At 47.6% G+C, this 18,262-nt stretch carries 18 protein-coding genes, 4 pseudogenes and 1 riboswitch; of the genes and pseudogenes, 7 read left to right on the top strand and 15 right to left on the bottom strand.

The genetic code is table 11. The features are described 5' to 3' along the window. Window positions 1-51: 51 nt before the first annotated feature. The 9 genes and pseudogenes from J4728_RS06335 to J4728_RS06300 all read right to left on the bottom strand — a co-directional run bounded on the left by J4728_RS06335 (window position 52) and on the right by J4728_RS06300 (window position 6,056). A complete protein-coding gene (locus J4728_RS06335; protein WP_208211422.1) occupies window positions 52-393 on the bottom strand; it encodes a hypothetical protein in 342 nt (113 codons plus the stop codon). Further along, the gene (locus J4728_RS06330; protein ID WP_243771251.1) at window positions 393-848 is read right to left on the bottom strand and encodes a hypothetical protein; all 456 of its coding nucleotides are present in this window, start codon (window positions 846-848) and stop codon (window positions 393-395) included. Before J4728_RS06330 ends, J4728_RS06335 begins: the two co-directional genes overlap by 1 nt. A gap of 54 nt (window positions 849-902) precedes the next feature. Next, window positions 903-1,079 (bottom strand): annotated as a pseudogene (locus J4728_RS24260) (RHS repeat-associated core domain-containing protein); the annotation flags it as partial. Window positions 1,080-1,166: 87 nt separating this feature from the next. After that, entirely contained in the window at window positions 1,167-1,535 is a 369-nt protein-coding gene (locus J4728_RS06325; protein ID WP_017466204.1) for a hypothetical protein, read from the bottom strand. Between the two features lie 11 nt (window positions 1,536-1,546). Beyond that, window positions 1,547-2,191, bottom strand: a pseudogene (locus J4728_RS23850) (RHS repeat-associated core domain-containing protein); the annotation flags it as partial. Window positions 2,192-2,607: 416 nt separating this feature from the next. After that, window positions 2,608-2,984: pseudogene (locus J4728_RS06315) on the bottom strand (ISAs1 family transposase); the annotation flags it as partial. A 389-nt stretch (window positions 2,985-3,373) separates the two neighbouring features. Next, entirely contained in the window at window positions 3,374-3,817 is a 444-nt protein-coding gene (locus tag J4728_RS06310; RefSeq protein WP_000646715.1) for a hypothetical protein, read from the bottom strand. A 546-nt stretch (window positions 3,818-4,363) separates the two neighbouring features. Next, a complete protein-coding gene (locus J4728_RS06305; RefSeq protein ID WP_208211421.1) occupies window positions 4,364-4,783 on the bottom strand; it encodes a hypothetical protein in 420 nt (139 codons plus the stop codon). A 655-nt stretch (window positions 4,784-5,438) separates the two neighbouring features. Continuing rightward, a complete protein-coding gene (locus J4728_RS06300; protein ID WP_020437436.1) occupies window positions 5,439-6,056 on the bottom strand; it encodes a hypothetical protein in 618 nt (205 codons plus the stop codon). Window positions 6,057-6,219: 163 nt separating this feature from the next. On the opposite strand from J4728_RS06300, the gene yegQ reads away from it, so the two are divergent. Further along, on the top strand, window positions 6,220-7,581 hold the full coding sequence (gene yegQ / locus J4728_RS06295) for a tRNA 5-hydroxyuridine modification protein YegQ (protein WP_001517981.1): 1,362 nt from the start codon (window positions 6,220-6,222) through the stop codon (window positions 7,579-7,581). A gap of 451 nt (window positions 7,582-8,032) precedes the next feature. After that, window positions 8,033-8,212: pseudogene (locus tag J4728_RS06290) on the top strand (non-LEE encoded effector protein NleB); the annotation flags it as partial. A gap of 9 nt (window positions 8,213-8,221) precedes the next feature. On the opposite strand, the gene J4728_RS06285 reads toward J4728_RS06290, so the two are convergent. Both J4728_RS06285 and steD read right to left on the bottom strand, forming a co-directional pair. After that, window positions 8,222-8,638 carry a CesT family type III secretion system chaperone gene (locus J4728_RS06285; protein ID WP_001540404.1) on the bottom strand — a complete coding sequence of 139 codons (417 nt, stop codon included), beginning with the start codon at window positions 8,636-8,638 and terminating at the stop codon, window positions 8,222-8,224. A gap of 121 nt (window positions 8,639-8,759) precedes the next feature. Beyond that, entirely contained in the window at window positions 8,760-9,095 is a 336-nt protein-coding gene (gene steD / locus J4728_RS06280; protein ID WP_001533113.1) for a type III secretion system effector SteD, read from the bottom strand. A 561-nt stretch (window positions 9,096-9,656) separates the two neighbouring features. Between steD and yegS the strand changes: the two genes are divergently transcribed. Continuing rightward, window positions 9,657-10,556, top strand: a complete 900-nt coding sequence (gene yegS / locus J4728_RS06275) for a lipid kinase YegS (RefSeq protein ID WP_001528494.1) — start codon at window positions 9,657-9,659, stop codon at window positions 10,554-10,556. A gap of 52 nt (window positions 10,557-10,608) precedes the next feature. Here the strand turns inward: yegS and fbaB are convergent, their stop codons facing one another. Then, window positions 10,609-11,661 carry a class I fructose-bisphosphate aldolase gene (fbaB, locus tag J4728_RS06270; RefSeq protein ID WP_000129590.1) on the bottom strand — a complete coding sequence of 351 codons (1,053 nt, stop codon included), beginning with the start codon at window positions 11,659-11,661 and terminating at the stop codon, window positions 10,609-10,611. A 253-nt stretch (window positions 11,662-11,914) separates the two neighbouring features. Between fbaB and J4728_RS06265 the strand changes: the two genes are divergently transcribed. Genes J4728_RS06265 through J4728_RS06255 form a run of 3 tightly spaced genes read left to right on the top strand, consistent with a single transcriptional unit; the run spans window position 11,915 to window position 15,149 of the window. Continuing rightward, complete coding sequence (locus J4728_RS06265; RefSeq protein WP_208211420.1) at window positions 11,915-13,186, top strand: nucleoside permease; 1,272 nt, start codon at window positions 11,915-11,917, stop codon at window positions 13,184-13,186. Beyond that, window positions 13,183-14,187: an ADP-ribosylglycohydrolase family protein gene (locus J4728_RS06260; protein WP_000642793.1), complete on the top strand. Its 1,005-nt coding sequence runs from the start codon at window positions 13,183-13,185 to the stop codon at window positions 14,185-14,187. The genes J4728_RS06265 and J4728_RS06260 overlap by 4 nt, the downstream gene beginning before the upstream one ends. Continuing rightward, window positions 14,184-15,149, top strand: coding sequence for a PfkB family carbohydrate kinase (locus tag J4728_RS06255; RefSeq protein WP_001012652.1), 966 nt, complete (start codon window positions 14,184-14,186; stop codon window positions 15,147-15,149). The genes J4728_RS06260 and J4728_RS06255 overlap by 4 nt, the downstream gene beginning before the upstream one ends. Here J4728_RS06255 and J4728_RS06250 read toward each other — a convergent pair. From J4728_RS06250 to thiM, 3 genes are read right to left on the bottom strand one after another with little or no spacing between them, the layout of a single operon-like run. Beyond that, window positions 15,123-15,869, bottom strand: a complete 747-nt coding sequence (locus J4728_RS06250) for a GntR family transcriptional regulator (RefSeq protein ID WP_000434062.1) — start codon at window positions 15,867-15,869, stop codon at window positions 15,123-15,125. The genes J4728_RS06255 and J4728_RS06250 overlap by 27 nt on opposite strands. Before the next feature lie 35 nt (window positions 15,870-15,904). Beyond that, complete coding sequence (gene thiD, locus J4728_RS06245; protein WP_047606802.1) at window positions 15,905-16,705, bottom strand: bifunctional hydroxymethylpyrimidine kinase/phosphomethylpyrimidine kinase; 801 nt, start codon at window positions 16,703-16,705, stop codon at window positions 15,905-15,907. After that, window positions 16,692-17,489, bottom strand: coding sequence for a hydroxyethylthiazole kinase (gene thiM / locus J4728_RS06240; RefSeq protein WP_208211419.1), 798 nt, complete (start codon window positions 17,487-17,489; stop codon window positions 16,692-16,694). Before thiM ends, thiD begins: the two co-directional genes overlap by 14 nt. 31 nt (window positions 17,490-17,520) lie before the next feature. Then, a riboswitch (TPP riboswitch) is annotated at window positions 17,521-17,617 on the bottom strand. Window positions 17,618-17,899: 282 nt separating this feature from the next. Here thiM and rcnB point away from each other — a divergent pair. Beyond that, window positions 17,900-18,214, top strand: a complete 315-nt coding sequence (gene rcnB / locus J4728_RS06235; RefSeq protein WP_000837534.1) for a Ni(II)/Co(II) efflux transporter accessory subunit RcnB — start codon at window positions 17,900-17,902, stop codon at window positions 18,212-18,214. The last annotated feature ends 48 nt before the right edge of the window (window positions 18,215-18,262 follow it).

The following is an 18,262-nucleotide window of genomic DNA, read 5'->3' as shown; positions in this document are numbered from 1 at the left end:
ATTCCTTTTATTATTTAATTTGATGTGAGGAATAAGGTATGTACGTATTTATCACTTGTGATACTCCTCGTTTTTTATCATTTTCCCCACCAAAAAAAACCATTGAACATATCCACCAAATAAAAACCACCGCCATATTGCCACTGTCAAAACATATTCACTGTGAATGGTTGTAAAAATAACACCAAAAGACAATAAAAATAAAAACAAAACAATAGCAAATATTATTCCTGTCGGAAATGATATTATTACCATCCCATACATCATAATACTATTCAGTTCACTTATATCGTAATTTGAATCTAACTGAGAAAGTCTAAGTAAAGAAACACATAATATAGAGATTGACATTATTATCCAGATCATTTTTATACTTCTAATAAAGTGTTTCATTATAACACTCCAGTTAAAATAAATCTCATAAGCCGTCCTGCATTATTCCCGGAACATTTCATCTGACATGTTTTTAAAGTATCATTAGACCAATCCTGACAATTATTGACCAATCCAAATTTCATCGGGAACATCCAGTCGGGTAATACGGTATAAAAAGGCCTTGCTCCTTTAAGTTTTTCTTTTAGGCAGCTTTCAATACAATCATTATCTGGTTCGACCGATTCGCACCGGATAGCACCTTCTCTCGTATCGTTGCTCGCTTTTCCTGGTCCTAACATTCCATCACTTGGCCATTCTCCTCGTTGATCCTGACTACCACAAACATATCCATTTTCCCCGTCAGGAACACAAAGATATTGATGATATAAAGGATTACCCCATATATCAGGGCCACTTGTTTTACCCGTACCTCCTAGTGAATGCAATGGTTTAGTACATTTTAGTGTTTCCAATCCTAATGGATCTATATCTGTGACCGGCTTCAGCGGATATTTATAAAGGTTTCATCCCCCGGCTAATCCGATAGGATCCTGCGTGATATATATTCCCTATCCCGGATTGTAATAACGATTCCGGTTGTAATACAGCCCCGACTCCTCATCGTATTGCTGCTCCGGCAGCCGTATCACCTGCTCCAGGTGCTCAGGGTTTTCCTCACCCGACAGGTTTTCCCATTCATTAAATGCTACTAACTTATACAATACTTCTATTAACGCCGATTAACATCTGCGATAGTCTCTAATAACCACGATAATATAGGTGGTTTTTACCTACTGGTCACGATGCATGCCTCTACTGGCTCTCCTCGTTTGCTGCGTTTTTTCATCACGTAACTTTTCGATAAGGGCATCGACATCACGATCAAAGTGTGATGACTTTTTTATATATCGAATGATATCTTCCGATAAAAATTGGTCGGGATCAATAAGTGCCAACCTAACTAATTTCATCAATTCATCTTTAGATGGTTTCTTCTTTAACCACCAATGAAACGCGCCATTCCGATCATGATCCGAACTATCCTCATGACCAACCTCATATCCATTAAGTTGTTTTAAAAACAATAAATCAGGATACATATCAAGGTCTAACCACTCCATTGGAAAAGACATTAATGTTATAAACTCTATTTTGTTCATAAACCACCTTATTAAACAGGATCCGCACCAGTATATTTAATTTCTCCACCTAACCTTTCGAATATCTCACACATCGACACATCCCCACGCAAACACCCTTCTCGAGCAGCCCCCATTGATATATATTGTAATAGTAAAAGGTCAGCACTCAATAACTTACCAAATTTAAAAATCATCTTCTGCCTGGCAGTTAGAATTTTCTTACTTGCATCAGATAGTTTTCTACAAAATGAGCTTTGTTCCTTTGTCATTTTAGTTGAATCTGCTTCAGAAAGAGGTTTCCATGTATCGGTACTTACACGAGGACCATCATTTTTCGCTAAGTGAATATGATCTGGAGCATGGTCAGGCCGAAAATCTGTGGCCTCCAGGCCAGGGTTCGCATGTACCGAAGTAGGACCATTAGCCCCAGGGATACCTTGTCCAAGGTTAACCAGCCCCAAAGGGTCACTTCTGCTAATCGGATTTAGTGGATACTGGTACAGGTTCCATCCTCCCATCAGCCCAATCGGATCCTGCTTGATGTACCTTCCCTGTTCCGGATTGTAATAACGGTGCCGGTTATAATACAGCCCCGACTCCTCATCGTATTGCTGCCCCGGCAGCCGTATCACCTGCTCCAGGTACGCCGGATTTTCCTCACCCGACAGGTTCCCTATTCACCATATTTCCGCACGTCGACAAAGTTATCTTAAATCTCAGATCAGTCATGCCTATAGATTGTGTACCATGCGAAACATCGAGCCAACCTATCTGGAATATATGGAACATGATCTTTTACCCATTTTTCTATATTTTTTTCCTCTGATATCTCAGCCGCACCACTCCATATTGTGATAAAATCATCCTTAAACTCATCTCCAGAATAAAAAACAAACGCCTCATCGGCACCATATGTTTCTATATAGACGATTGAACTATTTTGCTCTTTAAAAAATTCGAGTATATTTAATCGTTCTGTTTTTAGTTGCCTTTTGATATTATTTTGCAAAGAATCTCTTTGTGTAGCACTCAATTTATCAGACATATTAGTACATGGTGTTTTTGCAAATGAAAAACCACAAGCCAGGCAAAATACTAACGTACATTTAAGTATATTTATTCTTATCCATCTCATTATCTCACATCCCCAAATTTCATATTCACCCGATTTTATTATTTCAAAAAAGCTCTTGACATTTTCCCTTCTTATTCTGCAATCATCTTCATTCATCGCCACATCCAAACGCCAGTGCAATTTATTTTCCACATCCCAATGACTTCTCATCGCATTAGCAAATTTTTCTGCTGTTAAATCCGCTGAACTTATATAATATCTCACCCAACATTTCCGGTTCTTTCTTTCCGCTATGTTTCTCTGAACGAAAAGATACCGTCACACATAGTTTTTTAACCCTTCCATTCAAATGTAAAATCAATTATCTCATCAGGAACATCACTGACAATATGAGTCATATGTTATTTAACATTCAATGAGAAATATATCTCTTTGTAATCTTTAAATAAGGGTGAATCCCCTACGCCCATAAAAATGAACATTATGTTTGTTGGTGGTAATGCCACCTCTGCCTGAAAACACTGTTCTATCAGGGAAAGATCATAACAACCATAACTCAAACATTAATTTATGAATTTAGTAATAACGCAACATTGATCTGTAAAATCCAGCACTGACTTGTATTTAAAAAGTTGTATTTAACGTGATAAATATACGCCCCTTGGTTATTTTATTCTTATCCCGGTGTGTACAAAAATATACTTCCATACTCTCGTCATGATGCTGAAGGTTAAATTTAATTCATTTTAAAAGGCTAAAACCAGGATGAAGATCTACCTCGTTACCAAATCAATTTGCCACCACCACCTATATAACTCCGGCCTGGATATGGAAGTATAAACATGTCATCACATTTTTCCCTGGAACACCCCCAGTATATCGTTTCCTTACCATCGGACCATTCTGCCGTGGCAGCAGCATTAATAGAAAAATGCCACTTTTTCTTATTATAAATCAACTCACCCGTTATTTCACAGGGAAACCAGAGCCAAAATCCAGTCATGGTATCACTCATTTCCTTATATTTATCACTTAACGAAAATATTTTTTCTATCTGACTTGCATTTAAAACCCATTTATTGCATAAGTTTCTATCCCCAGGCTCTTTATTATAAGGACTCATATAATGGGACTGATTTATTTTTAATATCTTCATATCAGCAAAACAATAACTCACAGAGGATAAAAATAGAATCACAAAAATAATCACATTATTCGCTTTCATATTAACACTCTATCCAGGTCGAACGCATACCTTTGTCGTTTAGTCGAGCGGCGGCGGGCATATAGTTTTCCTCATTATATATTGATGTAATTTTGTATCATTGCAATTATAATATTAAAGTTACCTTGCTCAGTTTAGTAAAAAAGCAGAATATGTTTGACGTCAATATTATCCAACGCTTCTATGAAGAAGTACAAATCCAAAATAACAGTTTGCACTTGCTTTTTGATTAAATAATGAGAAACTTTTACCTGACTTGTTCTTTGCCTAATTACTACAAATCCGTGAGTTTGTACTCGACTTTACATTATTGTCGATAGTCAGGAATTATTGATATACAATTCAGTAAATTTGACAAATTCGTTTCAGAATGACCTTGCTTTTATGTGGACTTCATTCATTTTTCAAGCCGTCTCATATAATGTTTTCATGCAAATTTTCTTGTCATACACATTGAAAACATATAACAAAAATATGTTCACGACATATCCAATTAATATTTCATACCATCATTAACTTCATCATCATAATTTATGAAATATAGAATTATTTTAGTGTGATACGTTTGAGTGGCAACCACTTACCAGGCTGAGAATATGAAAACATTTTTCCTTTTATATAATATGCTTTTCCTTTATTGCTTATCTCAAATTGCGGTGATGGATATGGACATGCATTTTCCTCGTCGCCGTTATAGTATAATGCCAAAACACCAGAATTGATTTTTAAAGAGTAGTCACCAATGCATGTTATCCCCGCATGCCAGGTTGTCATGGATAAAGAAGCACGATTATTTTTACTATCTATCTTTAAATTATATTGTAAAAAAACCTGACTCCCATCATTTAACTGCTCGCCAAGTTCCTCGACTCTAAAGTTACCATCCCATTGAGTTTGACTAATCGCAAAAGAATTTGCGCTCCATAAGCAAGGAAAAATAAATAAATATTTTATAAAATCGCCCATACCACTAACCCCTGATTTAATATGTAGAAGGTATCAATTCAGTATTCAGCATTGTCACACTATATACAAAATCACTCAAGTTGCATCAAGGCGGCAAGGATTTGCTATTGCGCAATGCGTAAAAAATATCAAGAAAAATATATTTTCATAATAAAATCTACTAATAAGTAGATTAAATGGATTCCATCTTATCAATACGTATTTATCATTTTCTGTTCAACTTCAACCTGATTTCCTCTTAGTACTGAGTATCGTCTGCGATCGTTAATTCTACATCTGATGATATCTCGTAAAAAAATAACGCTACCGCCATACCCTGGTTTACAAACCTGCACCCCCTAAGATTACTCTCTTATCTGCATTAAGAATATCATTGTGTTTTTTTTCGGAATATATAAAGATTCCCCATAGTGGATACATAACGTGAGCCAAATTAGTCAAAGACGGGATCACTGACGCTATAATAAGTCAAATGACCTTTTGTATTTTCTTTAATGCATGTTGCCGAGGTGATTTCACCTTTATTTTTTAGTGAATTAGTTTCATATTCAGGAAATGCTTTATTTAAATTCTGAATATTGAGGGGGTGCCATAACATCCTGATAGCAGAAAGATATAAATAAGCAGCTATTTACCCTGATTAAACATATATGCCTCACGCACTACAATCTTCCGTGACCAAATCCAGCAGCGTTAAACTCCACCCTTTGCCCAAGCCATGAAGTTCGCTCAGATGAAAAATCAAACCATCACCCCATTTTTTCGGCACTGCCACCACTCGCTCTGATTGCAGCTCAAGCCGCCTGGCGTTTGCTATACGGGTATCCGACGCCTGATCCCCACTATCCGCTCCATTCACCATGCTAAACGTCAGCAGCGCATTATTAGTACCGGTATAGCTGACAAAAAAACCGGCGTGATCCCATCCCTTTTCACAAACGTACTCAGCCTCCGTGTGGTGATCAAATTCGTTATCCACAGGAATATGCTCTGAAAACCAACCTACCTGCCCTAACAGGTAGTTAAAGTCAGGTATCGGTTTATTAATATCAAATTTTTTCATCCACTTATAATCAAACCCAGCCCCAATTCGGTACAGCACATACATCCCGACTTTTTTATCAATCAGGGCATTAATTTTCGCGTTGTCTCGCTGCTGAAAAGCGATAATCACCTGTCTCGCCGTCTCTTCAAACGACGGAGCGGCACAAACGGGATGCGCGGCCATTCCCAGCAAACTCAGCGCGATGGCCGTGCGGCTCATTTTCATCATTGGCTCTCCATTAACATCCGGTGTTCTATTAGCGCCAATATACTCTCGCAATATTTACTCGGCCTGTCCGTAAGCGTACAATGCCCGCCCTTAAAGTGAGGACTCTCCTCAAGCCGCCTCATCAGGTGAGGCGGATCTGACCTGTCATCAGAACGAGAAAATGATGTTTAAACCAGAACTCCTTTCGCCGGCGGGAACGCTGAAAAATATGCGTTACGCTTTCGCTTACGGTGCCGATGCCGTCTATGCGGGCCAACCGCGCTACTCTTTACGCGTGCGTAATAACGAATTCAATCACGAAAATTTGCAGCTTGGCATCAACGAAGCCCACGCGCTCGGAAAAAAATTCTACGTGGTGGTGAACATCGCCCCGCATAACGCCAAGCTCAAAACCTTTATCCGTGACCTGAAACCCGTCGTCGAGATGGGCCCGGATGCGCTGATCATGTCCGATCCAGGGTTGATTATGCTGGTACGCGAGCACTTCCCGGCAATGCCGATTCACCTGTCGGTACAGGCTAATGCCGTAAACTGGGCGACGGTAAAATTCTGGCAGCAGATGGGGCTGACCCGTGTGATTCTCTCCCGCGAGCTGTCACTGGAAGAGATTGAGGAAATTCGCCAGCAGGTGCCGGATATGGAAATAGAAATTTTCGTCCACGGCGCGCTATGCATGGCCTATTCCGGCCGCTGCCTGCTTTCCGGCTACATCAATAAACGCGATCCGAATCAGGGCACCTGCACCAATGCCTGCCGTTGGGAATATAACGTGCAGGAAGGAAAAGAAGACGTTGTCGGCAACATCGTGCATAAGCACGAACCGATTCCGGTACAGAACGTTGAGCCGACGCTCGGTATCGGCGCGCCGACGGATAAAGTGTTTATGATAGAAGAGGCCCAAAGACCGGGCGAATACATGACCGCGTTCGAAGACGAGCATGGCACCTATATCATGAACTCAAAAGATTTGCGCGCTATCGCCCACGTGGAGCGCCTGACGAAAATGGGCGTCCACTCGCTGAAAATCGAAGGCCGCACCAAATCCTTTTATTACTGCGCCCGTACCGCCCAGGTCTACCGTAAGGCCATCGACGACGCCGCCGCGGGTAAACCCTTCGACCCTACGCTGCTGGAAACGCTGGAAGGTCTGGCTCATCGCGGCTATACCGAAGGTTTCCTGCGTCGCCATACGCACGACGATTACCAGAATTACGAGTACGGGTACTCCGTTTCCGAACGCCAGCAATTTGTCGGCGAGTTCACCGGTGAGCGTAAAGGCCAACTGGCGGCCGTGGCGGTGAAGAATAAATTCTCCGTTGGCGATAGTCTGGAGCTGATGACACCGCAGGGAAATATCAATTTCACCCTGGAACAGATGGAGAACGCCAAAGGAGACGCTATGCCGGTGGCGCCTGGCGATGGCTATACCGTCTGGATGCCCGTCCCGCAGGACGTTACGCTGGATTACGCACTATTGATGCGTAATTTCTCAGGCGAATCAACGCGTAACCCCCATGCTAAGTAGTTAATTGCGGTTATTTTTTCATGGCGGGAAGATTCTTAGAAATTGATCACATACCGCTTCGCTCAATGCGGGTATTATTCAACGCGCTGAAAAACATAACCCATAAATGCTAGCTGTACCAAGAACCACCTCCTTGGCCTGCGTAATCTCCCTTACGCAGGCTTATTTTTTGCGTATAATCAATAAAAAAGTGGTACTTTCCGCCACATCCAAAAATTGACCACACTAACCAAAGCGCAAATGGGCGCTTAGGTTTAGAGACCTCCCCTATTCATGACCAGCCAGCAAGTCACAATCCTCCCCGCATCCGGTCGGACTCAGGACTTAGCATTCTGACTTTTACGTTTAACATCAGTGAATTAAATCAATAACTGCTTTGTGAGAACTTACACAAAAAGTTTCCAGATTATTAAATTAAGGTTAAAAACTGATAATTTAAGCGTGTAAAAATATGGCACGTTTTAATGCCGCTTTTACAAGGATTAAAATAATGTTTTCCCGGATTAGAGGTTTGATTTCATGTCAAAGTAATACTCAAACCATCGCACCTACGCTCAGTCCACCTTCATCAGGCCATGTAAGTTTTGCTGGGATTGATTATCCTCTATTGCCACCAGATCACCAAATCCCCTTCCCACCGTCACGTATAATCGGTATCCAGAGTTATTCCTTTATCCTGTAAAATGTGATACAGATTCTCCATTGATCTAATAACTACCTCAATTTCACATTCAAGTTTCTCTACAGAACTTTCATTTAGTGAGAAATTGAGAGCCAATAATAATGATTGTGAGTTATTATCATAACACAAATGTGGTCCATTATTCTCTGCAAACCATAAATTAGCATTGAGAAATTCAAAAGCAAGATTATTATTATCCGGAGGTCTTCCGCAAAAACCGTATATCATTATATACTCACTGTTAGTGCTTGTTAGTAAGATACGGTAACGGTTATCTATAATAAATGAGCATAATCTGTTTTCGTCAAAGACAATTGAATCGGTATTTAATTTTAGTGAAAACTGTCTTAATAAGCGATCGGCTCTTGAATACATAACACCCCATACTCTATCTAAAGCGTTTCTATATAAGTCATAAGCCTCTGGTCTGGACGATTAACACCCCGTGTCATCGTCGGAATTCGTCTTTTCCCTATGACTTGCTGTGTTTGCTCATTTATGGCCAGGCTGGCCGGGTTCTGATGCCATTTGCGCTAAGGTATAGTCCGGCGCATATTCCCATCATACCAATTCCCCCCATGCCAAACGATGCGCCTAAAACCGTCAGGGCGGTAGTATATGCAGTACCACTACTGACACTGGCGACAGCCCCTGAGCATACCCCACTGAAAACACCTGTAAACAATGCCGTTGTTCCCAGGCACATTAAACATCTAGGTTTATTGCCATAAGCGTTAAAATCAACGATTTCAGCTACCGGTTTTTCGTCATTACCCCGTTCAGAAGGAGGGAGCAATGGCGTTTGCGCATTCACGCCTGAAGTGACATTCATATAAACCTCTTCATGCACATGCCTGTTTATGTTTATGAGAAAAGCGATACATCAGGCAACGGTACGACTATAGGACACCGCGCTAAGCCATCATCTAAATAGGTTTTATTTGATATATAGTAGCGTGCTTCTAATTGTGCGCCGTGTTTCTGCTAAAGAGTCTAAAGAACATTTCGATTTTATGCTATTAAAAAGTATGTTTGGTAATAAATATCAGGTTTTTATCTGATATTATGGTGTTTGAAATTAATACTGATAACTGACGTATGTTCGTCTTGTTAATTCTCCGTTTCGTTATCAAAGGCGCTATATCGGAAAGCGTCTGACTACCCCTTGTGATTTCCTTGCACTCTCACAAGTGCTACTCAATGCGCATAACGGCATCTCTCTTGTCGCCATTTGCCTTAAACCATGCTTCGCTTACCGCTGCGTACAGCAGGAAGAAAAACGGTAAAGCAATAAGTGCGCAACGTTTCAATTTTCATCCTGTTCTGACCTCGCTTTTTCATTTCTGCTATACACTTTCTGGAGATTGTTGTTCAACCTATTAAGGCATAACGGATGGCTAACTTTCCCGCCAGCTTACTGATCCTCAATGGCAAAAGCGCTGACAACCAGCCGCTACGTGAGGTCATTACTCTACTTCGCGACGAAGGCATACAGATTCACGTTCGGGTAACCTGGGAAAAAGGCGACGCGCAGCGTTACGTTGATGAAGCCCGTAGACTGGGCGTTGAAACGGTGATTGCCGGCGGCGGAGACGGTACCATTAATGAAGTGTCGACCGCGCTCATCCAGATCCGCGACGGCGTAGCCCCTGCACTGGGCCTTTTGCCGCTCGGCACTGCCAACGATTTTGCCACCAGCGCCGGTATTCCTGAAGCGCTGGACAAAGCGCTGAAACTGGCGATTGCCGGAAACGCGATGGAAATTGATATGGCCAGGGTCAATGATAAAACCTGTTTTATCAATATGGCGACGGGCGGTTTTGGCACCCGCATTACCACCGAAACGCCGGAAAAACTTAAAGCCGCATTGGGCGGCGTCTCCTATCTTATTCACGGTCTGATGAGAATGGATACGCTGACCCCTGACCGCTGCGAAATACGTGGCGAAAACTTTCACTGGCAGGGAGATGCGCTGGTGATCGGCATCGGCAACGGTCGTCAGGCCGGCGGCGGGCAGCAATTATGTCCCACCGCGCTGATTAACGACGGACTGTTACAGCTACGGATTTTTACCGGCGAAGAGCTGTTGCCGGCGCTGTTTTCCACGCTCACGCAGTCAGATGACAATCCGAATATTATTGACGGCGCCTCAGCGTGGTTTGATATTCATGCGCCGCATGAAATCACGTTCAATCTGGATGGCGAACCACTCAGCGGACAAGAATTTCATATTGAGGTGCTGCCTGGCGCATTACGCTGTCGGCTGCCGCCGGACTGCCCGTTGCTACGTTAATAACACCTGTCGCTGGCCGGATGCGTTCACATCCGGCTTTTCTTCGTTGAACTCAGGCGATGGTGACTTTGCTATCCAGATAGACATCCTGTACGGCGTTAATCAACTTCACGCCATCAGCCATCGATTTCTTAAAGGCTTTACGTCCCAGAATTAGCCCCATTCCACCGGCTCGTTTGTTGATCACCGCGGTACGAACCGCGTCGCCGAGGTCAGTGTCGCCGCCGTCCGCGCCGCCGGAGTTGATAAGCCCGGCGCGTCCCATATAGCAGTTCGCCAACTGGTAACGTACCAAATCAATCGGGTTATCGCTGGTCAGTTTGCTGTACACGCGATCGTCGGTATAGCCGAAGTTGACCGCTTTATAACCGCCATTATTCTCGGCCATTTTCTGTTTCACAATATCCGCGCCAATCGTAGCGGCCAGATGGTTGGCTTGCCCCGTCAGGTCAGCGGATACATGGTAATCAACGCCGTCTTTTTTAAAGGAAGAATTACGCAGGTAAGCCCACAATACGGTCACCATACCCAGCTCATGCGCACGCTCAAAAGCGGCGGAGATCTCTTCAATCTGGCGACGAGACTGTTCCGAACCGAAATAGATCGTCGCGCCTACCGCCACAGCGCCCATGTTGAACGCCTGCTCAACGCTGGCGTACAGGGTCTGATCGTACTCTGTCGGATAGCTCAATGTTTCGTTGTGATTCAGTTTGACCAAAAACGGAATACGGTGCGCATAGCGCCGTGAAACCGAGGCCAGTACGCCGTAGGTAGAGGCCACGCAGTTACAGCCGGCCTCAATCGCCAATTCAACAATGTTTTTTGGGTCAAAGTAGCGCGGGTTGGCCGCAAAAGAGGCGCCGGCGGAGTGCTCCACTCCCTGATCGACGGGCAGTATCGAAAGGTATCCTGTTCCCGCCAGGCGTCCAGTATTATAGAGCGTCTGCATATTACGCAGAACGGCTGGTGGACGATTATTGTCAATCATCACCCGGTCAACGTAATCCTTGCCGGGTAGATAAAGCTGATCGGAAGGAATGGTCATACAACGATGCTGTAAAAGACTGTCGGCGTCTTTGCCAAGCAACTGCGCAATATCAGTCATAGCTATGCTCCCGTAAGTTCCGATAGGGTATCGGAAGGTGAATAGTCCTGCCCCGCAGATTGCGGGTCGCAATAAGCCTGGTACTGACCGACCATTTTTGCCAACTTTAGCGCATTTTTTCGGCGCTATCTGCTGACTCGATTCACGTCCGAAAAAGTGTTAGTTCGGTCAAAATTAACGCTCAATGGTATTTAAAAGGTATTATTAAATGGTATTGTCATGGCGTACCTTACCTGTCATGAAGGATTCAAAAATGAAAACGACCTTTAAACTGTCGTTCATGATGTTCGTGGAGTGGTTTATCTGGGGCGCCTGGTTCGTCCCCCTGTGGCTATGGCTAAATAAAAGCGGGTTTTCCGCCGGTGAAATAGGCTGGTCTTATGCCTGTACCGCCATTGCGGCGATCCTGTCGCCGATTCTGGTCGGCTCCGTTACCGACCGTTTTTTCTCGGCGCAAAAAGTCCTGGCGGTACTGATGTTTGCGGGTGCCGTACTGATGTATTTCGCGGCACAGCAAACCACCTTTGCCGGATTCTTTCCGCTGCTCCTGGCCTATTCATTGACCTATATGCCGACCATCGCGCTGACAAACAGCATTGCCTTCGCTAACGTACCGGACGTTGAACGCGATTTTCCACGCATTCGCGTTATGGGAACCATTGGGTGGATTGCCTCCGGCCTCGCCTGTGGATTCTTGCCGCAAATGTTAGGCTATAACGATATTTCCCCCACCAACATTCCACTGCTCATAACCGCCGCAAGTTCAGCGTTGCTGGGCGTATTTGCGTTCTGTCTGCCAGACACGCCGCCAAAAAGCACCGGCAAGATGGATATTAAAGTGATGCTGGGGCTGGATGCGCTGGTTCTGCTGCGCGATAAAAACTTTCTCGTTTTCTTCTTCTGTTCCTTCCTGTTTGCGATGCCGCTGGCCTTCTACTACATCTTCGCTAACGGCTATCTGACAGAAGTGGGAATGAAAAACGCCACCGGCTGGATGACGCTCGGCCAGTTCTCTGAAATCTTCTTTATGCTGGCGCTACCCTTTTTCACTAAGCGCTTTGGTATTAAAAAGGTATTATTACTTGGTCTTATTACCGCCGCGATCCGCTACGGCTTTTTTGTCTATGGCGGCGCGGAGACGTACTTCACTTACGCCCTGCTGTTCCTCGGTATTTTGCTGCACGGCGTAAGTTACGATTTCTACTACGTCACCGCCTACATTTATGTCGATAAAAAAGCGCCGGTTCATATGCGTACCGCTGCGCAAGGGCTTATCACCCTCTGCTGTCAGGGATTCGGCAGCCTGCTGGGGTATCGCCTCGGCGGCGTGATGATGGAAAAAATGTTCGCTTATCCGCAACCGGTTAACGGTCTGACATTCAACTGGGCGGGCATGTGGACGTTTGGCGCAGTGATGATTGCCGTCATCGCGCTACTGTTTATGATTTTCTTTCGCGAATCGGACAAAGAGTTCACTGCTATTGACGATCGCGATATTGCGTTGACACAAGGGGAAGTAAAATGAAAGCAGAACGTATTCTCGGTGCTCTTTACGGGCAAGCGTTAGGGGATGCGATGGGAATGCCCTCTGAGCTGTGGCCGAGAACGCGCGTCAAAGCGCATTTCGGCTGGATTGACCGCTTTCTGCCCGGGCCAAAAGAGAATAATGCCGCCTGCTATTTTAACCGCGCGGAGTTTACGGATGATACCGCAATGGCGCTCTGCCTGGCCGACGCGCTACTCGAATGCGAAGGCAACATTGATCCCGAGATTATTGGGCGTAACATCCTCGCCTGGGCGGAACGCTTTGATGCGTTCAATAAAAATGTACTCGGCCCGACGTCAAAAATTGCGCTGAACGCGATTCGCGACGGCAAACCCATCGCGGCGCTGGAAAACAACGGCGTGACTAACGGCGCGGCCATGCGCGTTTCGCCGTTGGGCTGCCTGTTGCCGCCAACTAACCTGACAGCCTTTATAGCAGAAGTAGCGTTAGCCTCCAGCCCGACGCATAAATCCGATCTGGCGGTGGCTGGCGCCGTGGTTGTCGCCTGGGCCGTCTCGCGAGCGGTTAACGGCGACACGTGGCAAAGTATTGCCGACTCGCTCCCCGCCGTCGCCCATCAGGCGCAGACAGCGCGTATTACCACGTTTAGCGCCTCGCTATCGGCACGTCTGGAACTGGCGCTAAACATTGTCCGCCACGCCGACGGCGTCGAATCTGCCAGCGAACAGCTCTATCAGATCATCGGCGCGGGAACCAGCACCATTGAATCGGTTCCCTGCGCTATCGCCATGGTGGAACTGGCGAATACCGATCCTAACCGCTGTGCCGTGCTGTGCGCTAACCTCGGCGGCGATACCGACACTATCGGCGCGATGGCTACCGCCATTTGCGGCGCGTTGCACGGGGTAAGCGCCATTAACCCCCAGTTAAAGCAAACGCTGGACGAGGTTAATCAGCTGGATTTTGCGCGCTATGCCGTTGCGCTGGCGAGTTATCGTCAACGGCGGGAGGCACTATGAACGGCGCACGGTTGCTGACATTATTACCGACCCTGCATACCCGGCGTCCGCTCACCGTTATCGGCGCGGCAGTGATCGATATCATTGCCGACGCCTGGACGTTGCCGCGTCGCGGAGGCGATATTGAACTGCAACAACAGAGCGTCAATGTCGGCGGCTGTGCGCTGAATATTGCCGTGGCGTTGAAACGACTGGGGATTGACGCCAGCAATGCGCTGCCGCTGGGCCAGGGCGTGTGGGCGGAGAGGATTCGCCGCCGTCTGGCAAAAGAGGGATTATCCAGCGTGATTGACGCGGTTGAAGGAGATAACGGCTGGTGTCTGGCGTTAGTCGAACCGGATGGCGAACGCACGTTTATGTCTTTTAGCGGCGTGGAAAACCAGTGGAATGCGGACTGGCTGTCGCAGCTCAGGACACCGCGGGGCAGTCTTGTCTACCTGTCCGGCTATCAACTGGCCTCGTCCTGTGGCGAGCCACTGATCCAGTGGCTGGAAACCGTCGACGATGTAACGCCTTTTATCGATTTTGGCCCGCGAATCGGTGATATTACAGACGATGCAATGGCGCGCATTATGGCCTGCCGGCCCATCGTCTCCCTCAACCGCCAGGAAGCCATCATCGCTGCGGAACGCGCCGGGCTTGCGACCGATACGCGCACTTTCGGCGAAGCATGGGTAAAACGCTTTTCCGCGCCGCTGGTGGTGCGCCATGATAAAGACGGAGCGTGGTATTTTAGCGCGCAATCTTCCGGCGTTGTGCCAGCGTTTCCGGCAACCGTGGTGGATACCATCGGCGCGGGCGACAGCCATGCTGGCGGCGTGCTGGCAGGACTGGCGTCAGGCTGGCCGCTCGCGGATGCCGTACTGCTGGGAAATGCGGTGGCAAGCTGGGTGGTCGGGCATCGCGGCGGCGACTGCGCGCCCACGCGCGAGGCGCTACTCCTCGCACACAAAAACGTATAGGTCGCTACGACAATAACTGATGCTGTATTCAATAGGCCGCTGCTGCTGATCGAGCGCCACCTGCTTAATCACCAGCACCGGCACTTTACCATCCATTTGAATATGCGACTGAAACTCATCATCCGGCATCCGGGCGCTAACGCGAGATCGGGTACGCTGAGGGTAAATGTGCTGGCGACGAAAATAGTCATACAACGAAATGCCAATCGCGTCGACATCATGAATCAGATGCGCGGGCACCCAGGACTCTTCAATCGATACCGCATCCTCATCAACATAACGAATACGTTTGAGTAAAAAGACGTCGCTGCCTGCGGGGATCGCCAGATGCTGCGCGACCTCATCCGGACAACTTACCACGCGTTTGTTAACCCATAGCGTATCCGGTTTTTTGCCGCGCAAGACAACCTGCTGAGAAAATCCCCGCGCCTCTTTCAGGGAATATTCAAAGATATTATTGATTTGCGTACCGTAGCCGCGGGCGCGCGTGACGACCCCCTCTTCTTCCAGCGCCTGCATCGCTTTCCGTACCGTGATGCGCGAGACGCCGGTAAGCTGGCTGAGATCGCGTTCGCCAGGCAAAATATTACCGTGCTCAAGAATACCGCTGCGCACGGCATCCTTTACCGTCTGGGCGAATTTCATGTATAGCGGCGTATTATCCGCCGCTGAAATTCGTTCATTCAGTTGCGCGATGAGCCGGGTATGCGCTTGTTCCATTTATCTTTCCTGACGACGGGTCTGTAGGCAGTATACTACCACCACGCGTGGAAATGATGTACCGGACCAATGCCCTTCCCCACTTCCAGCGTGTCCGCCTGCGCCAACGCCGCCGAAAGCCATGCCTTCGCCTCGTTTACCGTCTCTCCCCAACTGCGATGCCGGGGCCGTAACGCCGCCAGCGCCGCCGACAGCGTACAGCCCGTTCCATGCGTATTTTTGGTGTTCACACGCGGCGCGCTAAAACGTTGCTCGCCCTCACGGGTAAAGAGCCAGTCCGGGCTTTGCGCATCCTCTAAATGCCCGCCTTTCATCAATACCGCTTCACACCCCATCGCCAGTAACGCCCGCCCCTGCGCCAGCATCTCCTGTTCCGTATGCGCATGGGGCGCATCCAGCAATGCTGCGGCTTCCGGCAAATTAGGCGTAATCAGCGATACCTGCGGCAACAGCCGGACGCGTAATGTTTCTATCGCAGAGGGCGAGAGCAGCGGATCGCCGCTTTTCGCCAGCATCACCGTATCCAGCACCACATTACGTACATGATGGCGCTGTAGTCGCTCCGCCACGGCCTCGACAATATCGGTTTCCGCCAGCATGCCGATTTTTGTGGTATCAATGCGCACATCGCTGAACACGGAATCAAGTTGAGCGGCGACAAAGTCCGGCTCTATCCGGTACACCGACTGTACGCCACAGGTATTTTGCGCCACCAGCGCGGTGATGACCGAACAGCCATATGCGCCCAGCGCGGAAAAGGTCTTGAGATCCGCCTGGATACCGGCCCCGCCGCTGGGATCGGTACCGGCAATCGTCAGCGCGTTAATTCGTTGCATTGGCCGCCTCCATATCCAGATGATAGAGCGCATCAAGAAAAGCCGGGATGAAGCTGCCCGGTCCTTCGCTACGCTCTGCCGCGACCTGTCCAGCCAGTTTCATCCAGCAGCAGGCCGAAGCGACATTGTCCAGCGCGGCGCCCGGTAACGCGCAACTGGCGGCGACGACCGCCGACAACGCGCAGCCGGTGCCTACAATGCGAGTCATTAACGGATCGCCGCCGGGAATGCTCAGCGTGCGCTGACCGTTAGTGACGTAATCTATCTCTCCGGTAACCACAACGATGCAGTCTATCTGACGCGCCAGCGCCTGCGCCGCAGGCAGTGCGGCCAACGCCGCCTCGGTGGTATCTACGCCGCGTCCGCCCAGCGCCATGCCGGATAACGCCAGGATTTCCGAGGCGTTGCCGCGTATTGCCGCCGGGCGCAGGGACAAGAGATCCAGGCAAAATCGCCGACGAAATTCCAGCGCGCCCACCGCGACAGGATCAAGGGTCCACGGCGTTTTGGCATCATAAGCGCTTTCTACCGCCGCACGCATCGCGTCAGCGCGTGAGGCGGTTAAGGTTCCGACATTAACCAGCAAGGCGTTGGCGATGGCGGCAAACGGTCTGGCCTCGACAGGATCAATCACCATGGCGGGTGAAGCGCCCAGCGCCAGCAGCGTATTGGCGGTAAATGTTTGTACGACGTCATTCGTCATACAGTGCGTAAGCGGGGAGTGCGCGCGAAAGTGTTTTAACGTATGCGCCGCAAGCGTGCGGCAGTGCAGGTCAGGCTGCATGGTTCAGCTCCTGCCCACGTGAAGAAGGGACACGAGCAGTGTCAGACTTCCCTACGCTGGCATTATCCAGATCAGGTGGTACGGGTATTTCTCAGCCTTCACAAAGAAGGGCACCCCGAGTCGTCAAGCCCCGCCGTGTTAAGCGGGGGTTTCGCTATTAAGCATACTGTCTGCGCCAGACAATGTAAATTTACAGTCAGCGGCGGACGATAATTTCAGCGTTATCAGATAGTTCTCAAAACCTATTCGGTTCTGGCAAACTTGCTGGCGGATATGTTGCTGCACGACGCTTTCGTTTACACTTTTTACGAAAAGGGGCGTGAGATAACAAAATAGCGCTTGTCAGATACGCCACCAGCAGAAATGATACACACGATGTTAACTGACCCGCATATGTGGAGGGTAAAAGTATGAAAAGTAAGTTGCTGCCTTGCGCGCTGTTGCTTGCAACCAGTTTTGCATGGGCCGCCCCCGCGACAACGGGCATTGATCAATATGAGTTAAAAAGCTTTATCGCCGACTTCACCCACTTCAAGCCCGGCGATACCGTTCCGCAAATGTACCGCACCGATGAGTATAATATTAAACAGTGGAAATTACGTAATCTGCCCGCGCCAGATGCCGGTACTCACTGGACCTATATGGGCGGCGCGTATGTACTGATTAACGATACCGATGGAAAAATCATCAAAGCCTATGATGGCGAGATTTTTTATCATCGATAAAAAAAGCCCCCTCATCCAGAGGGGGAAATACAGCCCCATGTTACTTTT

Source organism: Salmonella sp. 32070601201500089SM (genome assembly GCF_017573605.1).
GTDB lineage: Bacteria > Pseudomonadota > Gammaproteobacteria > Enterobacterales > Enterobacteriaceae > Salmonella > Salmonella enterica.
Note: the sequence above shows the minus strand (reverse complement) of the source record. Positions and strands in the feature narration are given on the sequence as shown.

Bases quoted from the DNA above. Each gene is read 5' to 3' on its own strand.
- J4728_RS06335 (WP_208211422.1), bottom strand. From the start codon at position 393: ATGAAACACTTTATTAGAAGTATAAAAATGATCTGGATAATAATGTCA.
- J4728_RS06325 (WP_017466204.1), bottom strand. From the start codon at position 1,535: ATGAACAAAATAGAGTTTATAACATTAATGTCTTTTCCAATGGAGTGG.
- J4728_RS06310 (WP_000646715.1), bottom strand. From the start codon at position 3,817: ATGAAAGCGAATAATGTGATTATTTTTGTGATTCTATTTTTATCCTCT.
- J4728_RS06305 (WP_208211421.1), bottom strand. From the start codon at position 4,783: ATGGGCGATTTTATAAAATATTTATTTATTTTTCCTTGCTTATGGAGC.
- J4728_RS06300 (WP_020437436.1), bottom strand. From the start codon at position 6,056: ATGATGAAAATGAGCCGCACGGCCATCGCGCTGAGTTTGCTGGGAATG.
- yegQ (WP_001517981.1), top strand. From the start codon at position 6,220: ATGTTTAAACCAGAACTCCTTTCGCCGGCGGGAACGCTGAAAAATATG.
- J4728_RS06285 (WP_001540404.1), bottom strand. From the start codon at position 8,638: ATGTATTCAAGAGCCGATCGCTTATTAAGACAGTTTTCACTAAAATTA.
- steD (WP_001533113.1), bottom strand. From the start codon at position 9,095: ATGAATGTCACTTCAGGCGTGAATGCGCAAACGCCATTGCTCCCTCCT.
- yegS (WP_001528494.1), top strand. From the start codon at position 9,657: ATGGCTAACTTTCCCGCCAGCTTACTGATCCTCAATGGCAAAAGCGCT.
- fbaB (WP_000129590.1), bottom strand. From the start codon at position 11,661: ATGACTGATATTGCGCAGTTGCTTGGCAAAGACGCCGACAGTCTTTTA.
- J4728_RS06265 (WP_208211420.1), top strand. From the start codon at position 11,915: ATGAAAACGACCTTTAAACTGTCGTTCATGATGTTCGTGGAGTGGTTT.
- J4728_RS06260 (WP_000642793.1), top strand. From the start codon at position 13,183: ATGAAAGCAGAACGTATTCTCGGTGCTCTTTACGGGCAAGCGTTAGGG.
- J4728_RS06255 (WP_001012652.1), top strand. From the start codon at position 14,184: ATGAACGGCGCACGGTTGCTGACATTATTACCGACCCTGCATACCCGG.
- J4728_RS06250 (WP_000434062.1), bottom strand. From the start codon at position 15,869: ATGGAACAAGCGCATACCCGGCTCATCGCGCAACTGAATGAACGAATT.
- thiD (WP_047606802.1), bottom strand. From the start codon at position 16,705: ATGCAACGAATTAACGCGCTGACGATTGCCGGTACCGATCCCAGCGGC.
- thiM (WP_208211419.1), bottom strand. From the start codon at position 17,489: ATGCAGCCTGACCTGCACTGCCGCACGCTTGCGGCGCATACGTTAAAA.
- rcnB (WP_000837534.1), top strand. From the start codon at position 17,900: ATGAAAAGTAAGTTGCTGCCTTGCGCGCTGTTGCTTGCAACCAGTTTT.